The following is a 22,858-nucleotide window of genomic DNA, read 5'->3' as shown; positions in this document are numbered from 1 at the left end:
TCATTCCCTCCGTTATGTTGTATGAAAACGTTTACATATTCGCGCGGAAGCACCATTTGAGTACTGCCGCATTGCGGACGAGCGCTAAGTCGCCTTCGTTTGTCCCCGTCAACGTCCGGAGAACACCGGCTGCCGCTTTTCGGTGAAGGCGGCCATGCCCTCCTTTTGATCGTCGGTGGTGAATGCGTATTGGATCGCGCGCCGTTCGACTGCCAAGCCGGCCGACAGGGGAGTTTCGTAAGCTGCCTGGATCGATTCCTTGGCTAGCTGGGCAGCGACCGGGGCGCGAGTCGAGATGACCCGCGCTATCGCGAGCGCGCGTCCGAGTACCTCGGATGCCGGCAGCATTTCGGACGCGAGTCCGGCAGCAACGGCCCGCTCCGCGCTGATTGGCTCACCTGTCAACACCATCTGCATGGCCAGGGATTTGCCAACAATCCGCGTCAATCGCTGGGTAGCGCCGTCGCCTGGCATGATCCCGATCGTGATTTCCGGCTGCGCGAGCACGCTGTCTTCCGCCACCAGCATGATGTCGGCGAGCATCGCGAGTTCGAGGCCGCCGCCGAGACACACGCCGCGGACAGCCGCAATGAGCGGCTTGGGGAAGGTGGCGATGATATCCCATGCATCCTGCCGTGTAGGATCGCTCAGCGCCTCGAAGCCGTGCTGCTGCATCTCCTTGATGTCAGCACCAGCGGAGAAGACGCGTTCATCCCCACTGAGAACGACGCATCGCACAGACTCATCGGAACGAGCTGCGCTAAGTGCATTGGCGAGTCGACAGAGCAGTGCGGCACTCAGTGCATTTCTTTGCGCCGGCCGATTGAGCCGCAGCAGGAGTATGGCTGGGTCGCGCCGCTCGGCGATGATGAGGGGGCGGCTGTCGTGGTTCATATCGTTCCTTGAAAAACAAGCCATGTGAACAGTCTTGTTGTCCCCGCAGGCTAGGCGCCGGCGGTCTTTTTCGGAAGGAAGCGTTGCATATTCGCTCGTGCCGTTTCGTGGAGGATGTCCTGAGCAAAGTAGCGGTTCGCCAAATCATCCATGACTTCTGCCCTGGCGGTTATCGAAGTCGAGAAGAACTGCTTGGTGGTCAGCACGGCATGAGGCGGCATTGCTGCTAGGCCTTTGGCGTAACGGAGCGCCGTCTCGCGAGCAGTTTCAGCAGGCGGTGACAGAATGTCAGCCAGCCCCAATCGATGAGCCTCTACCCCGTCGATCGCAGTCGGGCTCCAGCTCAAGGAGCGAGCCGCAAATGGTCCAACGCGTGCAGCTAAGGTGTCTAGCCCGAAGCCCGGCAACCAGCCTAGAGAGACTTCCGGCAAATGCCAGCGCGTTGCGCGAGCTGTTACGACAACGTCGCACGAGGCTGCCAGCATCAAGCCGCCGCCCAAGGCAAACCCATCGACAGCGCTGATGACAGGTTTCCTGATAAGAGCGAGAGAGCGTACAAATGCGCCCAGCCGGCGATTCAGGTCAAAGGTGTCGTTGGTGTCGCCAGCCGAAAAATCCTTAAGGTCTGCACCGGCTGAGAAGCCCGGGCCGTTGCCAGTGAGCAAGATCACGTTGACGTCTTTATCGTTCGCCGCCCTACCCACCGATTCAACCAGATCTTTCAGAATGTCTTCGCCCAGAGCGTTGCGTCGCTCTGGCCTATTCATCGCCAGGATCTCGACCTTGTCCTCGCATTCTCTTGAAACGAACTTCACGTCAGCCGCTCCTTACGCTTGTCCGGCACGATCGTGGAACCGAACCGCCAAGTTCATCGGCTCGTTCTTAAATATCCGCGCGTCCATCAGCTTGAGGTCAGGCGACACGAGCACGTCGAATTCGATGTTCGCCAGCACGTCCTCTTCGACCGACACGCCAGGCGCGACTTCGGTCAGCATCAAGCCGTCCGGCGTAAGCTTGAATACGGCACGCTCTGTGATGAATACGACCTCTTGCTCGCGCTCTTTTGCAAATGTGCCACTGAAGGTGATCTGGTAGACGTCCTTCACCCATTTCTTGACCGTGCCCTCCTCAGCAATGACGAGAGAGCCATCATGCGGTATCGCCCTCAGTCCCGACGCCGTGAGAGTGCCCGAGAAAACGACTTTTCGGGCGCCCTGGCTGATGTTGATGAAGCCGCCAGGTCCTATGATCTTGTCGCCGAATCGACTCACATTGACGTTGCCATGCCGGTCGACTTCCGCAGAAGACAGGAACGCAATATCCAACCCGCCACCGTCATAGAAATCGAACTGATCCGGTTGCGGCGCTATCATGTCGTAGTTCGTGCCGGCGCCGGCATCCTGTCCGGGTGCAGGAATGCCGCCGATAACACCCTGCTCAGCTGTCAGTGTGACTGAGCGATATATTCCTTCTTCGGCGGCGACGACCGCAATTCCGTTCGAGATGCCATAGCCGATGTTGACGGTAGCTCCGGGGGTCAGCTCAAGCGCCGCGCGCCGGGCGATTACCTTTCTCACATCGAACGGGAGCGAGGCGATTTTGCCATCCGGCACGCGCATTTTCCCGGCATAGGCGGGGCTATACTCAGTCGCATAGGTCTGCCGCTGATTGGGATCCACGACGAGATAGTCGACCAAAACCCCGGGTATTCTTACCTCTCGTTGGTTCAAGGTATTGGATGCGGCTACCCGCTTCACCTGGACAATCACTATCCCACCAGAGCGGCGCGCTGCTGCCGCGATCGACATGCTTTCGCCGACATAAGCTTCTTCCTCGAGCGAGATATTACCCTTCTCGTCTGCAATGCTGCCTCTGAGGATCGCGACCTGGATTGGGAAGGTCTTGTAGAGCAGATGCTCTTCTCCTTCGATATCAACAACAGCAACCATATCCTCTTTGCTGCACTCACTCTGCCTGCAGCCGCCGATCCGGGGGTCGGCGAATGTCCGCAGCCCAACTTTCGTAATCACGCCCGGTCGCCCTGCTGCGTTTTCGCGAGCGAGCTGCGCCAAGACGCCCTGCGGCAAGGTGTACGCTTCAATTTCATTGGCCAGCGCACGTCGTCCAAGGGCAGGACAATTATTCAAACCGCTCGCCACTACGCGGCGTACCAGACCCGGAGCCGCCAATTTGTTGAATCCGGTCGTGGCCCAATCACCGATGGCCACGGTACCGACCAGCATCAAGTTCTTAGGAGACCCCCGCCCGGAATGAACGTCGCGGAGCGCGTCGATGATGAGCTCGGGGATCGCAACGCCGGCTGAGCCACCGAAATAGACGCAATCGCCATCGGAAATCAGCGAGACGGCTTCCTCAGCCGTAATAATTGGCACCTCGCCCGTTCGCTTCTTCTTCGCTTGCATACTCTCTCCACTGAACCGCCGGCCACTGTTCCTGATGCGCTGCAGCCGAACGCGCCTTGCACCTGCGTTCCGCAGGCGTTATGAAAAGGTTTACATTACCTTGTTCTATCACGCAAGAGAAAAGATTATCAACGGCCGAAATCGGCGCCAATATGCGCGATTTGTGGGCATTTCGGCGGGATTGATCGACCAAACAGTTCCATGTATCATGATAACGATTTCATCGAAGGCGTCTCGCGCGCGGTTTGCCGGGCGACAGGCAAAATGGAAGTAGGCTCATGGCGTTAGAAAAAATGGCCCGCATTGACCAAGGCCGGCAAACACCGACCGTGGTCGAGATAGCGAAACGCGCGGGATGTTCCATCGCCACCGTTTCGCGTGTGCTGAATCGACCAGAAACCGTCGCAATCGATTTGAGAGAACGCATTCTTCGGCTTGTGGATGAACTCGGCTACGTTCCCAACGGATCAGCACGCGCACTGCGATCCTCGCGCTCCCGACTGATTGGCTTGATCGTTCCGACGTTAGACGCTGCGATCTTTACTCGAATGCTTGAAGGTCTGGAGAGCCGGCTAGCGCCGGCCGGTGCGTCGCTGGTCTACTCCGCAACAGGTTACGACCTGGACCGGGAAATTCGCGTCGTCCGCAATCTCATCGAAAAAGGCGTCGATGGCGTTATTCTCGTGGGCTCCTGCCATCGAAAGGAAACCCTTAAACTCCTGCGTGAACACAAGGTCCGATTTGCTGTCACCTACGCCCTCTCGGACGACGTTTCGATCCCCAGCATGGGTTTTGACAATCGCAGCGGCGGGGCTTTGGCCGCAAACTACCTCGCAGACCTCGGCCACAAGAATCTTGCAGTCATTGCCGGCGTAACGCGCGATAACGATCGCGCATCTGGTCGCCTTGAGGGTTTCCTCGCCACGGCTGAACGTCGTGGAATAGAGCGCTCCAGCATTGTTGTTGTGGAATCACCTTACGAGTTCAGCCGCGGCCGAGCCGCAGCTAAAATCATTCTCAACCAAAATAAAAATGTGACGGCGATATTCTGCGGGAGCGATGTTCTTGCTGTTGGAGCATTGCGTGGTTGTAAGGATGCCGGATTAAGCGTCCCCCAAGACATATCGATGATCGGTTTCGATAATCTCGATATCGCCGAATATCTCACTCCCGGCCTGACCACGGTTGATGTCCCCGCTCGTCTGATGGGCGAAGAGGCCGCCAACTACTTTCTGGCCGATCAGAATTCGCTGGATATACACTCCAGGGTGGAGCTCGAAACGCGGTTGATCGTTCGGGAATCGACAGCGCCCGCGAGAGATCGACGATGACAGTAGCCGCCTCCGCGTGTGGTGCCTGGCTGCTCTCCTTCTTCCTGACCAATGTTCGCGCCCACCTCATGCCGATTCTCAGATCCCGGACCACCAGCAGGAGGACCTCCAACCGAACGAGAGTTCTCACATTCAAGCCGTAGCGCCTTCGCACCCCCTGCACGGACAGCCCCCAGCTGCTTGTCCGCTATGCTTTTCATAGCGTCCCAAAAGAGATCTTGGCTCATGCAAGTTCAAAAGACTCCCCTCTATAGTGGCCTGTTTCCCGTCGCGCCAACGCCATTCACCGAATCTGGAGATATCGACTTTGAGGGGCAACGACGTGTTTTGGATTGCATGATCGATCAGCAGGTCGACGGAATCTGCATCCTGGCCAACTATTCCGAGCAGTTTCTTTTGTCAGACGACGAACGCAGGTTACTGGTTGAGCTCTGCCTCTCTCATGTTGATGGCCGCAAGCCGGTCATGGTGACATGCAGCCATTTCAGCACTCGTATCGCGGTGGAACGGGCACGTTATGCGGCCGAACGAGGCGCAACTCTTCTCATGCTGATGCCGCCTTACCATGGGTCGGGTCTCCAGGCGAATGAAGCTCACATGATCGAGCATTTCGCTCGTGTGGCTGATGCGGCAAGAATCCCGATTATGGTCCAGGATGCGCCGCTCAGTGGCGTACCGCTCTCGGTCCCCTTTCTCGTACGGCTGGCACAAGAGGTCCCGCTCGTCAGCTATTTCAAGATCGAAGTCCCGTTTGCTGCAGCGAAGCTACGCAATCTGATCGAGACGGGGAAGGCCGCCATAGCAGGTCCGTTTGACGGGGAAGAAGCCATTACCATGATGGCAGATCTCGAAGCCGGCGCGACCGGAACGATGTCAAGCGCGCTATGTCCGGATTTGTTGCGCCCGGTTTTCGATCACCACATGGCGGGTCGGAGCACGGAAGCGGCCGCGGCTTATGCAGAAGTTCTGCCACTCATCAACTACGAGAACCGTCAATGTGGACTGCGCGCTGCCAAGAGCGTCATGAGAGAAGGCAACGTCATCAGATGTGACGCGGTGCGGCATCCCCTGGAGCAAATTCACCCCAGAACCAAAGCGGGGCTGATTGAGCTTGCGCGCGGGCTCGACCCATTGGCCCTCCATTGGGGACGCTGAACAGTTCTGCCTGAAGCGGCGAGCTAACGTGCAAGCTGGAGAGTCTATGCAGCCTACAAAACTCAATCGAGCTCAGAGCGTCAAATGACAAGCAACTATATTGCCGGCGAGTGGCTTCGGGCCGCGGAGGCCTCCCCAAATATCAATCCTTCCAATACTAACGACGTTGTGGGCGAGTATGCCCGTGCCTCAGCTGCTGAGGCTGAGCGTGCGATTGCCGCCGCTCATGAAGCGTTTCCGGCCTGGTCGCGCTCCACCATCCAGACGCGACATGACATTCTCAAGGCGATTGGCGACGAGATCCACGCTCGCAAGGACGATCTCGGCCGCCTGCTCTCCCGTGAGGAGGGCAAGACCTTGCCAGAGGGTATTGGCGAGGTCGCGCGTGCTGGACAAATCTTCCAATTCTTCGCTGGCGAGTGCCTGCGGATGGCGGGCGAAAAGCTGCCATCAGTGCGGCCGTCCGTGGATGTGGAGATCACCCGCGAGCCGGTCGGCGTCATCGGGCTCATCACTCCCTGGAATTTTCCGATCGCAATTCCCGCCTGGAAGATCGCACCAGCGCTGGCCTACGGCAACACCGTTGTGTTCAAGCCTGCCGAGCTCGTGCCTGGCTCGGCTCATGCGCTCGCCGAGATCATCGTCCGCGCCGGAGTACCGGCAGGTGTATTCAACCTGGTCATGGGCCAGGGCCCGGTGGTTGGCGAGGCGATGCTGAACAGCTCGAATGTTTCTGCCATCTCCTTTACGGGCTCAGTGCCGACGGGGCGCAAGATTGCCCAGGCCTGCATCACTTCTGAACCGATGAAGAAGCTTCAGCTCGAGATGGGCGGCAAGAACCCTATGGTGGTCCTTGATGATGCCGATCTGACGCTGGCGGTGGAATGCGCGGTGAACAGCGCCTTCTTCTCCACCGGCCAGCGCTGCACGGCAGCGTCCCGCCTGATCGTGACAGACGGCATCCACGACCGATTCATATCCGCCATGCGGGTTCGAATGCAGGGGCTCGTCGTTGACGACGCCTTGAAAGCTGGCACGCATGTCGGCCCGGTGGTCGACCAGACGCAACTCGAACAGGACCTGAAGTATATCAGCATTGGCCAGGCGGAAGGTGCAAAGCTTGTTGCCGGGGGCGAGCTGCTGAAACGTGAGGCGCCTGGATTCTATCTCGCGCCCGCACTGCTCACGGAAGTGAACAATGAGATGCGTGTGGCGCGCGAGGAGATTTTTGGGCCAGTGGCCACTGTTATCCGGGCGAAGGACTACGACGAGGCGCTAGAGCTCGCCAACGACACGCCGTTCGGCCTGTCGTCGGGCATCTGCACCACCAGCCTGAAATTCGCGAGCCACTTCAAGCGCAATGCAGAGGCCGGGATGGTGATGGTGAATCTGCCAACGGCCGGCGTGGACTACCACGTGCCATTTGGCGGCCGTAAAGGCTCAAGCTATGGTCCGCGCGAGCAGGGCCGCTATGCGCAGGAGTTTTATACCGCGGTGAAGACGGCCTATACTTTCGACGGCAACGGTCCTTACGTCCATAAGGCGAAGTCGAGAGAGTAGGCGCGCCGAAGCCGCAAATACCCGTTCCGTGTCGATCAGCATTCAAGCCGGAGGCAGGCATTTGAGTGGTCCGACCATCAGAGATATTGCGCGCGAGGCGAATGTCGGCACCGCAACCGTCGAGCGGGTTCTTAACGATCGCGGCGGCGTGAGGACCGAACTTGCAGAAAGGGTCATCAAGGCAGCCAAGAAGCTGAAATATGGCGACCGGCGGTTGACGCCTCACCGCGGCATCATTCGGATTGAGGTGCTTCTGGTGCAGCCCGAAGCCGACTTTTTTTATGCCGACCTCAACGCTGCTTTCCAGCGGATCTCGGCCTCATTGGACCCAACTATTTTAGTGCACCGGACAATCGTGCGTGAGGACGACATTCCTGGCGTCGCCCGACATATTGCAAAGCCCCCTCTTCGCCGAGCCGGTCTCATTGTTCTGGCTCCAGACCATCCTGACATTACAGAGAGCATCCGCCAAGCCCGCGCCTCCGGGGTGGAAGTCGTACAGATGCTTACCGGAAGCGCCGGCACGGATGTGCCCTACATCGGGATCGACAACTACGCGGCGGGACGGACCGCCGCCTATTACATGTCGCGTATGCTGCGAGGAAGTAGCGGGACTTTGCTCGCCATCTGTCACAGCGGAGCCTACCGGGCACATAGGGAGCGCATACGGGGCTTCTCCGACTATCTGTCGCAGCACATGAGTGGCGATCACGGCTTCTACCGGGTCATTTTCGGACGTGACGACAATTTATTCTCGGCAGAGAGGCTGACGGAAGCCCTGCGTGACGATGGCTCCGTTATCGGAGTGTACAGTGTGGGCGCCGGAATCGAGGGAATTGCCGCAGCTTTGAAGGCCCATCCAGCCAAGGTCTTCTGGATCGGACACGCCCGCACACACAGCACTGCAAAATGTCTCCGGTCCGGATTGATGGACATCTGTATCGACGGGGCGCAGGAAACCCAGGCGCGACGCTCACTCGATACAGTGTTGCGCCGTCTCGGCCTCATCGACGTCGACGTGAGCGGCGCTCCCGTCCAGTTTCTCACCATCACCGCAGAATCTCTAGCCGCATCTGACGGTTACAACGAGAGCCGTCTTCGCGACGGGATGCTATCGATACAGCCAGGCGAATAGCCGCCTGACGTCGCGCCCAGCGTGGTCCTGGAGGCTGAAAAAAAGTCGCTGCTGGAGCTGTCCAACGCGGCTCAAGTCCAGGGAGCGCGCGGGCCCCGACTGTCGGCGGGTTCGTTGTGATCAGGCACGACAAACTCAAGCGCGTCACCGCCCTCAGGCGCCGCGCGTGTTGATCGCTGTCTTTCGCCGCTCGCCGGTCTTACTCAATCTTTCTGTGGTCAAACGCCATCCGGAACTGCCCCTTTTGCCTGATCCAGAACTGCCTCACCCTCGCCTTCATGAAGTCGGTTGAACGTTGGCTCCGCCGCTGGCGGGACGGAGGAATGCGGAGCCGACCGGAGGGTCATCAGCGGCGATCAGCTTGACGAGGACGCTCTTTAGCATAGCGCGGAGCCGCAAGCTGTCGCCGCGGATAGTCAGCAAATGGCTGTGGTGCAAGGTCTACTCGAGGATCGCGGTAGCGACCACCGGATCCCCGAACACGTCAGAGCCCCTATTCTTTGAGCGGTTCGTGTCTCACGTCACAATCAAGGGCCCCGCATTATTTTCTTTTTTGGACAGGCTTGAGGTGCTGAAGGCGGCGGTCTGCCGGAGCCGTCAAACGCTTCCGTCTCGGTTTGATGCCACAAGCTAAGGCGCAAGGTATCGTAGAAGCTCCGGATTGGCGCGGACCTCGCCGGACGGGCCCTCCAATGCAATGCGACCGCGATCGAGCACGTAAGCGCGGTCTGCCACACGCATTGCGAGATCGAGATGTTGCTCAACGATGATGACCGCAATTTCCCTGGCGAGATCAGTCAGGCGTTCAGCGATCTCCTCGATGACGCCGATCCAGACTCCCTCGGTCGGCTCGTCCAGCAGCAGAAGTTTCGGATCGCCCAGCATTGCGCGACCTATCGCGAGCATCTTGCGCTCGCCGCCCGAGAGTGTGCCGGCGGGTTGATCGAGGCGCTGGCCAAGCTTCGGAAACATCGTCAGCACGCGATCGACTGCCGCGCCTGCAGCCCTGTTGAACAGAGAGCCGACCGCGAGATTGTCGCGTACCGACAGCCGCGCAAAGACCGAATGCTCCTGCGGCACATAACCGATGCCTGCGCGCACCCGCTCTTCGGTCCGGCGGCGGCTGATATCACGGCCGTCAAAGAACACCTCGCCGTTCGAGGTCGGCAGCTCACCGATGATCGTTTTCATCAGCGTAGTCTTGCCGGCGCCATTGCGGCCGAGCACGGCCACGCCGCCGCGCCAGGGAATGCCCAGTGTGACATCGAACAGCACCTGGCTGCGGCCATAACCGGCATCGAGATGCCGTATGTCGAGAAATTCTTTGTCAGGCACGGCGCAAATAGATCTCCTGGACGTCCTTGTTGGCCTGAATTTCCGCAACCGTGCCGGACGCCAGCACACGCCCCTGGTCGAGCACAGTGAGCCGGTCGCAGATGTCGCGAATAAAATCCAAATCGTGTTCGACGATGACGAGCGAGCAATGCTGCTTAATCGGCTGGAGCAATTCGCCCGTGACGCGGCGCTCCTCAGGACTCATGCCGCCGGTTGGCTCGTCCAGCAGCAGAAGGCGCGGCTTGCCGGCGAGCGCCATTGCGATCTCCAGCCATTGCTGTTGGCCATGCGCCAGCGTTGCGGCTGCGTCATGCGCCCGGTCGGCAAGGCGGAACTGAGTTAGCAATGTCATGACCTGGTCGTGCAGCACGCCGCGAGTCCGCGAGAACACGAGATCGAACAGCGACGACCGCGCTTGGGACGCGAGGAGGATATTGTCGTAGAGCGTGAGGGTCGGCAGCACGGATGTGATCTGGAACTTGAGGCTCATGCCGGCGCGGGCGCGCTCGGTCGGCGTAAATGACGTGATGTCCGTGTTGATGAACCTGACCTCTCCCCGGCTTGGCGCCTCGGCCCCAGCAATGCACTTCATCAGCGTGCTCTTACCTGAGCCGTTCGGCCCGATCAGACCATGAAACTCCCTCTCGCGCACGACAAGCGCGGCACCGTCTAGCGCGGTGAGCTTGCCGAAGATTTTGGAGATGCCGGAGGCTTCAAGAAGCGGCATTGCGCTTCTCCTTGCTGGTCAGACCGAACCTGCCGACACGCTCGCGCTCACCGAGCACGAAGCTGATCAGCCCGAGCGGCCGGAACAGAATGACGAGTAGCAGCAGGACCCCGAGAATGATCGGCCAGATGTTGCGATAATTGTCCGACAACCAAAAGCTGAGACCCTCGACAATTGCGGTGCCGACCACCGCGCCGGCCAGCGTGCCAGAGCCGCCGAACAATACATACAGTACGACCTGCGTCGAGACCACCACACCCACCATATCGGGCCAGACGAACACCTCGTGAAAGGCATAGAGGCTGCCGGCGAGCCCAGCGATGGCGCCGCCAACCGTGAACACGATTGCTTTCAGGTGCTGTGCCTTATAGCCGAAGAAAGCAATGCGCTGCTCGTTCTCACGCAGGCCCGCGAGGGCCAGGCCGAACTGCGAGCGCACAAGGAACCGGCAGAAGAGATAGACAATGACGAGGAGGCCGAGCGCAAGATAGTAATAGACGGGGCCCTCCGCGAATTCGTAGGAGCCGAACGTCATCGGCGAGATTGAGGCAATACCGTTTTGGCCGCCAAGATAGTACCAGCCGCGCCCGAGGCGGTCGGCTGCGTACGCGCCCGTCAAGGTACCGAGCGCGACAAAGATCACGCTCGACGGTTGGCGGCCGAGCAGCAGGAATCCGCCGAGCAGAATGGCTAAGGCAAGGCCGATCAGCGTACCGATCGGCAGCACCACAAGAATCGAGGTGATGTCGAGGTCGCGTGCCAGGAGCGCCACGCCGTACCCGGCCGAGCCAAAGAACAGAGCCTGGCCAAAGCTCATGATCCCGGCATAGCCCCAGACCAGATCAAACGAGAGCGCAAAGAGCGCCAGGATCACCACTCGCGTTGCGAACACCGTGAGGTAGTCCGCAAGCACCAACGGCACGACTGATGCCGCGATGAGCAGCAGCCCTTCGATGATGGGCAGGATCTTTCTCGGAAGGCCGGCTCTTTCCGCGGGTTCGCCTGCAGCCATCATGGCGTCGGCTTCACCGCCGATGTTAGCGTTCATGCTCTCTCCCAGCGCTCATGGCCTTTCGCATTTTCCTCAGCACTCTTTGGGATCGACGAGTTGGTTGCTGCGCCTGACGATTTCGAATTTGCCACCCTTCGCCACTGCCGTGTACATGTTCATCTTGCAGTGCCGTTTTCCCGGCACCATCTCGGCCGGCCCGCCCGGACCTTCGGCGATTTTGGCGTGGTCGAGGGCCGCGGCAACCGATTCCCGATCGGTCTTGCCGGCTTCTTTGACGGCCGCTTCCCATAATTTCAGTCCGCGATAGGTGCCGGTCGCAGCACTTCCCGCGGCAAACAAGAAGGGGCCCGGAAAGTCCTTATCATAGGCCGCCTGGATTTTGGCAGACACCGGATCATCTTTGGCAACCGCGCTGAAATAGTCGAGGCAACTTGTAAGCCCCTCGATTTCATTTGCTTGATGAATGTTGAGCATGTTTTCATCGTACGTCACGGCAGACAGCCGACCGCCGTTCTTGAGGTAGCCCGCTTCGTTGAGCTGCTTGACGAATGGACCAAGGCCAGGCGGAATGACGGCGTTGAAGACCATGTCAACTTTGTTGGAAATGATGCGATTGACAGTTGAAGAGAACTCCAGCTGGTCCAGTGGGTAATACTCCTCAAACACAACCTCACCACCATGGGATTCGATCAATGTACGGGCGTGGGCATTCAGGGTCCGCGGCCAGACATAGTTGGCACCTGGTAGGGCGAACCTCTTGCTGCCATTCTTGATCAACCACGGGATGAATTCGTCGCACTGCTGCGCTGGGGTGGGGCCGGTGCAGAAGACGTAAGGGGTGCATTCCTTTCCTTCATAGAGCTGCGGATAAATGTACAGCGTCTTGCCGCGCGCCGTGATCGGGTCCTTGATGGCATTGCGCATCGAGCTTGTGATGCCCCCTAACACCATGTCGACCTTGTCGCGTTGGATCAGCTTGCGGACGTTGCCGACCGCAACCGATTCATTGGAGGCGGTGTCTTCGATATAGAGCTCCAGCGGACGGCCCAGAAGGCCGCCAGCATTGTTGATCTCCTTGATTATCATTTTGGCGACATTGGCGTCAGCGTTCCCGGCATAGGCGATCGGTCCGGTCAGATCAGTGGCGATACCGACCTTGATCGGGCCTTCCGCCGCATTGGCCCAATCGGGACGGATGACCCAGCTCCCAGCACCCGTGGTCATTGCACCGGCCGCGAATGCAAATTTCGAAAGAAAACGACGGCGTGTGAGTTGAGCGCGATCAGCAATCATATGGCTATACTCTCTTTCCCGCGATGAGGCCTTGCGGCCGGATTTTGATGAACGCGATGGCGAGCACGAAGACGAAGACATCGGCGAGGACAGGCGTGATCGCCCAGGGCAGCGCCGCGCTCAGTGCGCCAATAACACCGGCACCCATCACCGGCCCTATGAAGGAGCCCACGCCGCCGACCATGACGGCGACAAAGCCTTGGATCAGGAAGCGAATGCCGAGATCGGCGAAGAGGGTGAACACCGGCACGATCAGTGCCCCCGCGAGGCCCGCTAACGCCGCGCCGAAGGCAAAGGTGGCGCCATAGATCAACGGCGTCGAAATGCCTGAGGCCCGCGCCAGCGCCGGATTTTCCAGCGTCGCCCGCACGCGCAGGCCAAAGCTCGTGCGCGATAGAAGGACATGGCAGGCGCCCATGACAAGGATCGTAATGACAACGATGGTGAAGCGCCAAGCCGATATATGGAAGGTACCGAGATCGATCGAGCCGCCGATCGGCTCCGGCACCGTCAGATAGAGGCCGCCGGTCAGGCCGCGCACCGTTTCGCGGATGATCAAGCCAAGCGCGTACGTGCCGAGCATCGCCACGATCGGCGCCGCATAGAAACGACGGATAAGGAGCCCTTCGAGCACAAAACCGACCAGCCCCACCAGAAACGGGGCGACCGCCATACCGATCCAGACCGGAAGGCCCCGGCTATGGCCGAGGTAAGTGATGTAGGCACCGAGCAGCACGAACTCGCCTTGGGCGAAATTGAAAATTCCCATCATGCTGGCGATGATTCCCAGGCCTAGCACGATCAGGACGATGATCGCGCCGAAGCTCAGGATTTCGAACAAAGCGACGAACGCGTTAGCCATAAGCTGCGATCCATCCAGCCACGATCACCTCTGTTTCACATCTTCTTCCAGTCGCCGATCTGCTCAAAGGCATGGGCGGCTCGGTAGATGGTGGTTTCCTCGAAATGGCGGCCGACGAGCATCAGGCCAACGGGCAGCCCGTCAACCATGCCGCAGGGCAAGGACATCGCTGGATGATGCGTAATGTCGAACGGAGCGGTATTGGTGAACATCTCCGTCGCACGGGTGAAGTAGTCCTCGGTGCTGGCATCGGCCGGCGGTAGCGGCGTCGCCTTCATCGGCGTCGTCGGCATGAGCAGGAGGTCGTACGTCCCCAAGGCCCTGTCGTAGGCGGCAGCCAGCCGGCGGGAGATATTGAGGGCCTTGCCGTAAAACCGGGAACCAAAGGTGTTGTTGATGTAAGCGCCGAGCAGCAGGAATAACTTATTCGTCTTCGACAGCGAATCCGCCTGCCGCCGCCAGCCGCGGTGGAAATCCATCAGCGAGGTCGGGTATAGATCGCCTCGGCTGATGCCATAGCCGTCGCCGAACATGAGAGTTTGGGTTAACCCCTCCGTGCCGATCGGGGTCCAGATCGCCGCCCCCAAAAGGTGCATCGGGATCGAGACCGTCTCGACGCTCGCACCGAGATCCGCAAAGCGCTTGGCCGCCTCGCGCACGCATTCATTGACCGTAGCCTCCGCGCCCGGCTGCTCGAAGCCTTCCTTGAGGATACCAATCTTCATCCCTTTGATCCCCGCTCCTAGGGCCTTCGTGTATTCATCAAACTTAGGTGCCTTGATGCGCGAATCGTAGCCATCGTCACCGGCGATCACCTCAAGCAGCAGCGCGTTGTCGGCCACGGTTGCCGTCATCGGTCCGGTGTGATCGATAAAAATCTCGATAGGCATGATTCCCGTATAGGGAACGAGACCCCAGGTCGGCTTCATACCGTAGGTACCGCAGAACGAGGATGGCATGCGGATCGAACCGCCCTGGTCGCCGCCAATCGCCATGTCGACCTCGCCGAGCGCGACCACAACTCCGCTTCCAGAGGACGAACCGCCAGCCGAATAGCCCATCCGGTGTGGGTTGTGCACCGCGCCGGTCGCATTGGTGTGGCTACCGCCAGAGAGGCAGAACGATTCGCAATGAGTCTTGCCGACGATCTCGGCACCGGCGTCGAGCATGCGTGTGACGATGGTGGCGTCGAATTCGGGGACATAGCCTTCGAGCGTCGCCGAGCCGTTCATCATCGGCACGCCGGCCAGCAAGATATTGTCCTTCAGCGCCACCGTCTTGCCCTTCAGCTTTCCACTTGTCGCGCCCTGAATTTTGGTCTTGCGGTACCAGGCATTGCGCGGGTTCTCCTCCGCCGATGGCCGATAGCCTGGCGTGCGGGGGTATTTGACCAGCGGCAATTCGTCGGGCATAGCCGCGATGAGGTTATAGGCGCCGATCGAGCTCTTCATCAGGCTGCGAAACGAGGCGGCATCTTCGTCAGTCAGTGAGAGGCCGCATTGTTCGGCGACGCTGCGAAGCTGGATTGAGGTTGGAAGGGCAACTGACACGAGGCTCTCCTAAAGATTTTATCCGAGCGCTTGTAAGTGCGGCCGTCGCGGTGAAAACCGCCTACTACTTTCGGCCGCAACGGTCCTTACTTGCGGAAGATCAGGTCGAAGCAGTAAGCCGAAGCCAGAGCTCACAATCCCGTTCGGTGTTGATCAAAATCCATCAACCACTGCAGGCAGGCATTTGAGGCGCCCGACAGTGTGGGCGCCGGAACAGAGGAAATCGCGGCAGCGTAGAAGGTTTATTCCGCCAAGATCTTCTGGATCTGACACGCGCTTACGCTCAGGACTGCAAAGCGTCTGCGGCTCGGCTTGATGGACATCTGCATCGAGGAGGCGCAGGAAACCCAAGCGCCGCGCTCGCTCAATACGGTGCTTCGTCGCCTCGGATTATCGATGTGAACGTGAGCAGCGTCCTTGTCCAGTTTCTCACCACTCCCGCTCAGAACCTCTCGATCCGCGTGTGGCGGCTCCTATCGATCAGCTCGAGCTTTCGTCAGCTGAAGTCCGATCGTCGCCCCCCGGCACTGGCGCAAAAGAAAAAGGCCGCTGCTGGACCTGTCCAACAGCGGCTTAAGTTGAGGGAGGAAGCAGACGAGGCCGGTCTGCCAGCGGGTTCATTGCGCTCGGCCACGACAAGCTCCACAGCCGGCACAGAAGGCGCGCGCCTATTGGCTCATCATAGCAGGCTGGGACAGTGAGCGGCGCCACTCACCATTCCACGCTAGCAGTCTTGGTGGGCAGAGACAGCGCAGAATGAAGGATGTCGTGAGCTAGTCGCTCGCACCGCTCGTTCATCAGTCCATCGCTTCTTCGATGATGAAATGGGTGGCATTGACAAAATCCGACAGAGGCTGACCGGCACGACGATAAACCTCCCGATACAGAATCAACTGACGGTGCTCTGAGCGCTTCTCGCAACGTTCCTTGATAAGCAACCCGCCCACCGACGTTTCTCCCTCGTCGCGCTCGGCGTCTCGGCAAGTCCAACCGTCGTCGCCATATCGAGCTCTGATTATGAGTGCCAACAGATGTGCTTTTTTATGCCAGAACGGGCGTGCGTTCGGATCCGTGTCGATCCGAATGCGCTTTAACACTCCGCTTCCCTCGACGAGCCCCGTCAGCAGAACGGGATGGCCGCCGAGCTTCGTGCCCTGATATTTGTCGTTCACAGCCGCGAGCGGATTAGTTTCGATGTTGAAACGAAAGGAAATAGCCCGCAAGCCCATTTCATCAGGAGGACATGTTCGAAATTCGCCCCACGCCGCCAGCTCGGCTCCTTTCTTGTCGGCACAAGCAAGGCCGACATATTCCTGCGCTGGAATGTTAGCGATCGACATCCCAAGACTGAGGTCGCGCAAGTCGGCAGCTTGGCCTACATCGGCATTGGAGCCAACGGCCAAGAGAAGGGACAGCGGCAACGCCCACATCAACAGTCGAGGCGTCATTGCTGATCTTCCGTGCCAATTGCTTGGGAGTGACGACCTGAGATGTTCTTGTAGACATCACAAGCCCTTGAGCCCTCTCCAAAGAAGTCAGTGCAGTCTTGATAGCTTGCCGGTCCCTTACCTTTGATATGATTCAGAACATAATCAGCTACCTTTTCGATCTCGCTCGCCCGGAGAAATGTAGCAGCATCCGGAGGCAGGTCCCTGCTCAGATCCTGAGCCGTGAGGCCCGAATAGCACCGGTAGTCCTTGTACGCCTCGCGATCAAAATGCGGCATTCCAGTTCCCGGCCGTCCGCAATGGACAACCTCAACGATTTGATCGCGCGTGAGCTGCGTAGCTCGCAAGGAGAGCGCTGCGCCTCCGTAGCCGCCGCCCCCATCGCCATGCCATTTATGGCAGCCTACGCAATTTGCCTTTTCATAGATGCGCTGCCCTTCATCCTGCGTGCGGTGCGCGCCGTTGATAACCTGCCCCGGTACAGGCGTGCCGCCTTCGCTCCAAGCAGAGTCTCCTGTGGCGAGAAAAGCCAAGCCACCCACCACGATCAAGCCGATCACGCTAAGGCGAAGTGCGCAGTTTGCCCCCATGTTCGGGCGTACGACTTTCAATTCCATCCTTGCCTCTTAGCCTTCTTACGAAGTGGGACGAGCATATTTGCGTCCCACTTCGCCGCGTTGCGGATCACAGCTTGAAAACGTACAGCATGGAGCCCGGTGGGACCTTCTCCAGGCCTTTTGTGGAATCCAGGTTCCACTTGTCCCAGGCGCCGCCCAGCCCGACGAGGATCGCAATATATTGGTTTCCGTCGACCGCGAACGTCATGGGGGGAGCGTTGAGGCCGCCGCCCGTATTGAATTCCCAGACCTTGTTCAGAGTCTTCGCATCCAGGGCGTAGAGCTCTCCGGACGGATGGCCAGCGAACACCAAGTCGGGCGTTGCAAGTAACCCGCCGAGCATTGGATACTTGGTCTCGTACTTGCCTGTGACCTGGCCTGTGGTCGCGTCAATGGCGGTGACACTTCCGGTTATCGGCGTCTTCACGACTGGACCGCCTCCTGTGAAGAATTCACGAGGCTTCCAATCGCCAGGGCTTGTTTCCTTGTTGTCCAACTCGTCACAGCTCTCGATGACCGGGATGTACCAGGTCCTCAAGTCTGGATTATACGCGGTAGGCGGCCAGTTCTTGCCACCGTTATGTCCGGGGCAGATGGTGACGTGCGTGTTCTTCCGGTTCAGCGTCGCCTGGGGATCATAGGTTTGCACCGCCTTAGTAGGATCGTACTCAATCGGTTTTCCGGTCTCTGGGTTGATACCCCTGGTCCAGCTCACCTTCTTCACGAACGGGCTTGCCCAAAGGAAAGAGCCGTCAGTACGGTCGAGCGCGTAACCAAAGCCGTTGCGATCGGCTTCAAGTACGACCTTGCGCGTCTTTCCCTTCAACGGAATGTCAACCAGCACACGTTCCGCAACGCTATCATAGTCGAACGGATCATTCGGTGTGTGCTGAAAGTGCCATTTGACCTTCCCGGTGTCCGGGTCCAGCGCAAGGGTACTGTTGGTATAGAGGTTATCGCCCTGACGGTATTCGGTATCAAAATCCGGCCCAGGATTTCCGACGCCCCAGTAGATTAGGTGAACATCGGGATCGTACGACCCGGTCACCCAGGTCGATCCCCCGCCAGTCTTCCAGGCATCGTGATTATCCTTCCAGGTCTCGTTGCCTGGCTCGCCCTTGCCCGGAATCGTATAGGTTCGCCAAACTTCCTTTTGGGACTTCAAGTCAGTGGCAGCGATCCAGCCACGGATACCGTACTCGGCACCCGCCACGCCCGTAATAGCCATGTTGTTGACGATCAACGGCGCGCCCGTGATCACTTCACCTTTGTCGGGATCGGCGACCTTGCGCTCCCAAGCGACTTTGCCATCCTCCTTGCTGGTCGCAACCAATCGCCCGTCGAGCGTATGAGAGACGACAAAATTGCCCCAAAGCGCGGCGCCTCGATTGTTGACCCCGCAACAAGCAATGGCGCCGGCCCAGTCGTGATCGGTCTTTGGATCCATTTTCCAGACCAGGCTTCCGTTGCCGCCGTGGAGATCGATTTTGTAGACAGATCCCCACCCATCGGTCACATACATGAATCCGTTCTCGACAATCGGAGTGCCCTCAAGACCGCCATGGCTCCAAATACCGCCACCCTCGATACCGCCAAGAGCCATCGTCCAGGCCACGTGTAGCCCCTTGACGGTGTTGCGATTGATCTGGTTGAGCGGCGAATACCGCTGCGCCGTGTAGTCATGGTGATGATGCAGCCAGTTACTGGTTTCCTGCGTTGCGTTGAGAAGCCGCTTGTCCGTCGTCTCATCGGAAGCAGCCGCCGTACTTGCGAGCAGGCCTGCCATTAGGCCAAACCCCAAGACCCTACTGAGGGTCTCCCAAGCTCCAACTCTTGTCCCATCCGCCTTGAACATCCCTTTGCTCCTCTCGGGCTGATTGTTTGTCGATTTTGTTCGAGCTCAATCGCGGCTCAAGGCGATCGAGTCTGTCGCTGGTCGTCTTAGAGGCGGATCTGATCGCTCGCTGGCAGCGAACGAATACGTTTGCCTGTGGCGGCGAAGATCGCGTTGCAGAGCGCCGGCAGAAAGGGCGGCACGCCTGGTTCTCCGACACCGCCCGCAGGAACGTCAGAGCCATTCGGAACAATGTGAACACGCACATTTATCGGTGCATTGTCCATGCGGGCCACCGGATAGTTATCGAAATTACCCTGCTCGGCGCGGCCGTTCACAAACGAAATTTCGCCAATGAAATTGCTGAGACCCATGACGGCCGCCCCCTCTAGCTGGGACCGGATCCGCTCGGGATTGACCGCAAAACCGCAGTCGATTGCGGTTTCTACACGCGGGATGGTCAGCTTTCCCCGGCTGTCCACGCTAATCTCGACGACGGTCGCCACATATGAGAGGAAGCTCCGGTGTGCTGCAATTCCAAGCCCGCTCCCCTTGGAGAGAGGTCTTCCCCAGTCCGCGTGCAAAGCCGCCAAGCTCACCACATTGGCGAGACGCCCGGTATCGATTGGGTAGGTTGAATACGGATCGCCGTAATTCCAAAGCGGATCCGTCAGCGCGAGTTTTTCAAGCTCAAGTTTTCGTGGTGGGCCGATGATCTCGAGCAGGAAGTCTTTGGGATCGCGCCCCAAGGCGTGCGCCAGCTCTGCGATGAAGGATTGGACGGCAAACGCATGAGGTATGTTGTTAACCGACCGAAACCAGCCAATTCGCGTCAAAGCCGCCGCTTCGCCGGTCTCAACCCGCACGTTAGGGACGTCCAATGCGATATCTGCAAGCCCGAGACCAAGTTCAATTGATTGCTCGCGCTTTGGATCGGGCTTGAAATTCGCAAACAAAGTCGGCGCGACCGAACGATGTCGCCATGCGATCACCTTGCCCGATGGGTCAAGGCCTGCGTCCAAGCGCGAATATGTGACCGTATGGTAGAATCCATGATGGAAATCGTCCTCCCGCGTCCAGGCGAGCTTGACAGGTGCGCCATCGAGTGCCTTGGAGAGCAGTACGGCTTCCTGGGCGAAGTCTGATTGACACTTCCTGCCAAAGCCGCCGCCAAGCAGAGTGACGTTCACTTTCACCTTCTCGATCGGCAGCTCAAGCAGTTTCGCGAATGCTTCGCGTGCGCCGAACGGATCCTGCAAGGGAGCCCAAACCTCACATTGGCCATTGCGAATGGTTGCGGTGGCGACCAGCGGCTCCATCGCTGCTTGAGCAAGGTGCGGCACGTAATACTCGGCGGATAGCACTTTCGAGGCGGCGGCGAACGCCTTGTCGAAATCTCCCTGATTGCGCTCGATGCGACCCGGCTTATTGGCGCGTTCGGCCATCTGTCGTCGATACCCGGCGGACTCATAACCGCCGTTTTCGCCGTCTTCCCACTCAAGCTTGAGGGCTTCTCGACCCTTTATGGCCGCCCACGTGTTGGTGGCCACCACCGCAATTCCTCCAAGAGGTGAGTATGCGGCCGGCGGCGCCCAGTCGACCTTGAGCTCCAATACCTTTTCGACGCCCGGAACTCTGAGGGTATCCGTTGCGTCGAATGATCTTATCCTCCCGCCAACAACGGGAGGACGAGCGATCACCGCGTATTTCATCCCGGGCAACCGGATATCGTATCCGTACTGCGCTTTTCCGACAGTGATGTCGAACAGGTCATAAAGGGGGATGTTGCCGTGGCCGATATACCGAAACGCATTGTCGGGCTTGAATCTCAAGCTCTCTACCGGCGGTGTCGGCAACTCCATCGCAGCTTTGGCAAGTTCACCGTAACCGAGCTTGCGTCCTGTGGGTCGATGTATCACCAAGTGATTTGTCGCTTGCACCTCTACTAACGGGACGCCCCACTGGATCGCCGCCGCCTGTTCCAGCATCTGGCGCATAGCCGCTCCGACTTGTCTCATCGGCTGGAAAAAGTGGCGCATGCTGCGCGAGCCGTCGGTATTTTGATTTCCATAGCGCGGCTCATCTGCCAGCGCCTGGACGATGCGAACCTTCGACCAATCCGCTTCCAACTCGTCCGCCACCACCATCGGAAGTGACGTTCGAATCCCTGTGCCCATCTCGGCGCGGTGGGCGGTCATCGAAACGATACCAGAGGGGTCGATCGATACGAAGACGTGTGGATCGTTGACGATACCATGCGGCATCTGAGCTCCGCCGGTCTCGTATGCGAAGCTCTTCTGGCTATAGATCTCGGCAGCTAAAACAAATGTGGCGACCGCGGCCGTCGAGCGAAGGAATTGACGGCGGCTGACGTTCTCAAGCCTCACGCAAGGACTGGATGAGGTTCTCGGCGCAAGCATGTTCATGGTTAGACCCCCCTTGAGGCTTTGCGCACCGCAGACTGAATTCGTTGGTAGCAGCCGCAGCGGCAAATATTTCCCGACATCGCATCGCTGATTTGCTGATCAGAGGGATTCTTGGTCTCAGCCAGGAGCGCCGCTGCCTGCATGATTTGCCCTGCCTGGCAATACCCGCATTGGGGGACGCCCTCCTCGCGCCATGCGCGCTGAACGGGATGGTTGCCGTTTGCATCCAACCCTTCGATTGTTGTGATTGGTTTGGCAACGTCACCTACGGCCGTAATGCACGAACGCACCGCATCGTTGCCGACATGCACCGTGCAGGCGCCGCACTGGGCAATTCCGCACCCATATTTCGTGCCCGTCAGTCCGATCACATCGCGGAGGACCCATAGCAGCGGAGTGTCGGGCGCAACATCGACAATGTGAGGCTTGTTGTTTATCGTAAGCTCAATACTCATATCGGAGATCTCCTCCAGCTCACCAGCTTCCGGTTCACAAGCTAAGCAACAGACGATTGGGGGGAACGATACGCCCGGGCAGGCGCAATACCGCCCGAGCTCCAAGACAGGCAGTCTCGCAGCCGTCGACAGAATCAAGATCAACAAGGAGCCTGGCTCATCGGCCAAATTGATCAGCCCCGCACGCAATTCCGTGCCTGTCGTCATCCTCCCGTTTCGTCCTCAGTTCTTCCGAAGATCAAAATAGTGAGATCAGTGATACTGAGGCCGATGCCCGCAATCCCGGACCGTGTTGATCAAAATCCATCAAACGGCGCAGACAAGCATTTGGAGCGTTGACGATCAGACACATTTCGCTGGAGCACGAAGTCGCACCTGACCTGCCCCGGCGGTCTGCTCATGGCGGCACTCATGAACCTGGCGGATGATTGCGGGCCGCCAAATTGCAAGTCCGTGCTCTCACGAGGTTCGAACGACACACCGATGCAATTGCGAGAAATCGTTGTCGCGGCCCCAATCGTACGGACATTTAGCGTCCCCGCCGAACGCAGAACGGTTGACTACCCGATTTCTCATTCGCAATGGCGTGTGCTTTGTCGTCGCCGTCGGCCAAGCCGAGGGCACCTTTGATCCGAGGCTGGAATCATCCCGAACCGGCCAAGGCCAAATGTCTTCGTACGGGCAACGAGCATCGGGTAGTGTCTCAGTTTGAAATCACTGCGTCCAAGCGCGGTGACGCTTTTCTGGATCGACCAAAAACGAAAGGCTTTTTGGTTCGCACTCCAAAATCTTCCCGTGAAC

18 protein-coding genes are annotated in these 22,858 nt (G+C 58.9%); 4 read left to right on the top strand and 14 right to left on the bottom strand.

The window, feature by feature from the left end; genetic code table 11:
* Nucleotides 1-108: 108 nt before the first annotated feature.
* The 3 genes from BM374_RS32990 to BM374_RS32980 are packed head-to-tail and all read right to left on the bottom strand — an operon-like array spanning nt 109 to nt 3,317.
* A complete protein-coding gene (locus BM374_RS32990) occupies nt 109-894 on the bottom strand; it encodes an enoyl-CoA hydratase-related protein (protein WP_092302463.1) in 786 nt (261 codons plus the stop codon).
* A 50-nt stretch (nt 895-944) separates the two neighbouring features.
* Entirely contained in the window at nt 945-1,709 is a 765-nt protein-coding gene (locus BM374_RS32985) for an enoyl-CoA hydratase/isomerase family protein (RefSeq protein WP_244552778.1), read from the bottom strand.
* A 12-nt stretch (nt 1,710-1,721) separates the two neighbouring features.
* Nucleotides 1,722-3,317 (bottom strand): acyl CoA:acetate/3-ketoacid CoA transferase, encoded by a 1,596-nt coding sequence (locus BM374_RS32980; protein ID WP_092302461.1) that lies wholly within the window; start codon nt 3,315-3,317, stop codon nt 1,722-1,724.
* A gap of 278 nt (nt 3,318-3,595) precedes the next feature.
* On the opposite strand from BM374_RS32980, the gene BM374_RS32975 reads away from it, so the two are divergent.
* The 4 genes from BM374_RS32975 to BM374_RS32960 all read left to right on the top strand — a co-directional run bounded on the left by BM374_RS32975 (nt 3,596) and on the right by BM374_RS32960 (nt 8,498).
* Nucleotides 3,596-4,648 carry a LacI family DNA-binding transcriptional regulator gene (locus tag BM374_RS32975; protein ID WP_092302459.1) on the top strand — a complete coding sequence of 351 codons (1,053 nt, stop codon included), beginning with the start codon at nt 3,596-3,598 and terminating at the stop codon, nt 4,646-4,648.
* Nucleotides 4,649-4,873: 225 nt separating this feature from the next.
* Complete coding sequence (locus BM374_RS32970) at nt 4,874-5,803, top strand: dihydrodipicolinate synthase family protein (RefSeq protein ID WP_092302560.1); 930 nt, start codon at nt 4,874-4,876, stop codon at nt 5,801-5,803.
* 84 nt (nt 5,804-5,887) lie between these two features.
* Nucleotides 5,888-7,363: an aldehyde dehydrogenase family protein gene (locus tag BM374_RS32965; protein WP_092302457.1), complete on the top strand. Its 1,476-nt coding sequence runs from the start codon at nt 5,888-5,890 to the stop codon at nt 7,361-7,363.
* Between the two features lie 61 nt (nt 7,364-7,424).
* Nucleotides 7,425-8,498 (top strand): LacI family DNA-binding transcriptional regulator, encoded by a 1,074-nt coding sequence (locus BM374_RS32960; protein WP_092302455.1) that lies wholly within the window; start codon nt 7,425-7,427, stop codon nt 8,496-8,498.
* A gap of 630 nt (nt 8,499-9,128) precedes the next feature.
* On the opposite strand, the gene BM374_RS32950 is transcribed toward BM374_RS32960, so the two are convergent.
* From BM374_RS32950 to BM374_RS32900, 11 genes are all read right to left on the bottom strand, one after another.
* Nucleotides 9,129-9,833 carry an ABC transporter ATP-binding protein gene (locus BM374_RS32950; RefSeq protein ID WP_092302451.1) on the bottom strand — a complete coding sequence of 235 codons (705 nt, stop codon included), beginning with the start codon at nt 9,831-9,833 and terminating at the stop codon, nt 9,129-9,131.
* Nucleotides 9,826-10,560 (bottom strand): ABC transporter ATP-binding protein, encoded by a 735-nt coding sequence (locus tag BM374_RS32945; protein ID WP_092302450.1) that lies wholly within the window; start codon nt 10,558-10,560, stop codon nt 9,826-9,828. Before BM374_RS32945 ends, BM374_RS32950 begins: the two co-directional genes overlap by 8 nt.
* Nucleotides 10,547-11,608 (bottom strand): branched-chain amino acid ABC transporter permease, encoded by a 1,062-nt coding sequence (locus tag BM374_RS32940; protein ID WP_092302448.1) that lies wholly within the window; start codon nt 11,606-11,608, stop codon nt 10,547-10,549. Before BM374_RS32940 ends, BM374_RS32945 begins: the two co-directional genes overlap by 14 nt.
* Before the next feature lie 36 nt (nt 11,609-11,644).
* Entirely contained in the window at nt 11,645-12,862 is a 1,218-nt protein-coding gene (locus BM374_RS32935) for a substrate-binding protein (RefSeq protein WP_092302558.1), read from the bottom strand.
* Nucleotides 12,863-12,869: 7 nt separating this feature from the next.
* Nucleotides 12,870-13,727 (bottom strand): branched-chain amino acid ABC transporter permease, encoded by an 858-nt coding sequence (locus tag BM374_RS32930; RefSeq protein WP_092302446.1) that lies wholly within the window; start codon nt 13,725-13,727, stop codon nt 12,870-12,872.
* Nucleotides 13,728-13,762: 35 nt separating this feature from the next.
* Nucleotides 13,763-15,277: an amidase gene (locus BM374_RS32925; protein ID WP_092302445.1), complete on the bottom strand. Its 1,515-nt coding sequence runs from the start codon at nt 15,275-15,277 to the stop codon at nt 13,763-13,765.
* A gap of 797 nt (nt 15,278-16,074) precedes the next feature.
* Nucleotides 16,075-16,725, bottom strand: coding sequence for a glycoside hydrolase 64/thaumatin family protein (locus BM374_RS32920; protein ID WP_092302443.1), 651 nt, complete (start codon nt 16,723-16,725; stop codon nt 16,075-16,077).
* Nucleotides 16,722-17,342 carry a c-type cytochrome gene (locus BM374_RS32915; protein ID WP_244552777.1) on the bottom strand — a complete coding sequence of 207 codons (621 nt, stop codon included), beginning with the start codon at nt 17,340-17,342 and terminating at the stop codon, nt 16,722-16,724. The genes BM374_RS32920 and BM374_RS32915 overlap by 4 nt, the downstream gene beginning before the upstream one ends.
* Before the next feature lie 67 nt (nt 17,343-17,409).
* Entirely contained in the window at nt 17,410-19,128 is a 1,719-nt protein-coding gene (locus BM374_RS32910) for a PQQ-dependent dehydrogenase, methanol/ethanol family (RefSeq protein ID WP_092302554.1), read from the bottom strand.
* Between the two features lie 155 nt (nt 19,129-19,283).
* On the bottom strand, nt 19,284-21,602 hold the full coding sequence (locus BM374_RS32905; RefSeq protein WP_092302441.1) for a xanthine dehydrogenase family protein molybdopterin-binding subunit: 2,319 nt from the start codon (nt 21,600-21,602) through the stop codon (nt 19,284-19,286).
* Nucleotides 21,603-21,604: 2 nt separating this feature from the next.
* Nucleotides 21,605-22,057: a (2Fe-2S)-binding protein gene (locus BM374_RS32900; RefSeq protein ID WP_092302552.1), complete on the bottom strand. Its 453-nt coding sequence runs from the start codon at nt 22,055-22,057 to the stop codon at nt 21,605-21,607.
* Nucleotides 22,058-22,858: the final 801 nt, after the last annotated feature.

The organism is Bradyrhizobium sp. Ghvi (genome assembly GCF_900115265.1).
Lineage (GTDB): Bacteria > Pseudomonadota > Alphaproteobacteria > Rhizobiales > Xanthobacteraceae > Bradyrhizobium.
The sequence above is the reverse complement of the archived record's forward strand: the minus strand, read 5'-3'. Positions and strand labels throughout refer to the sequence as shown.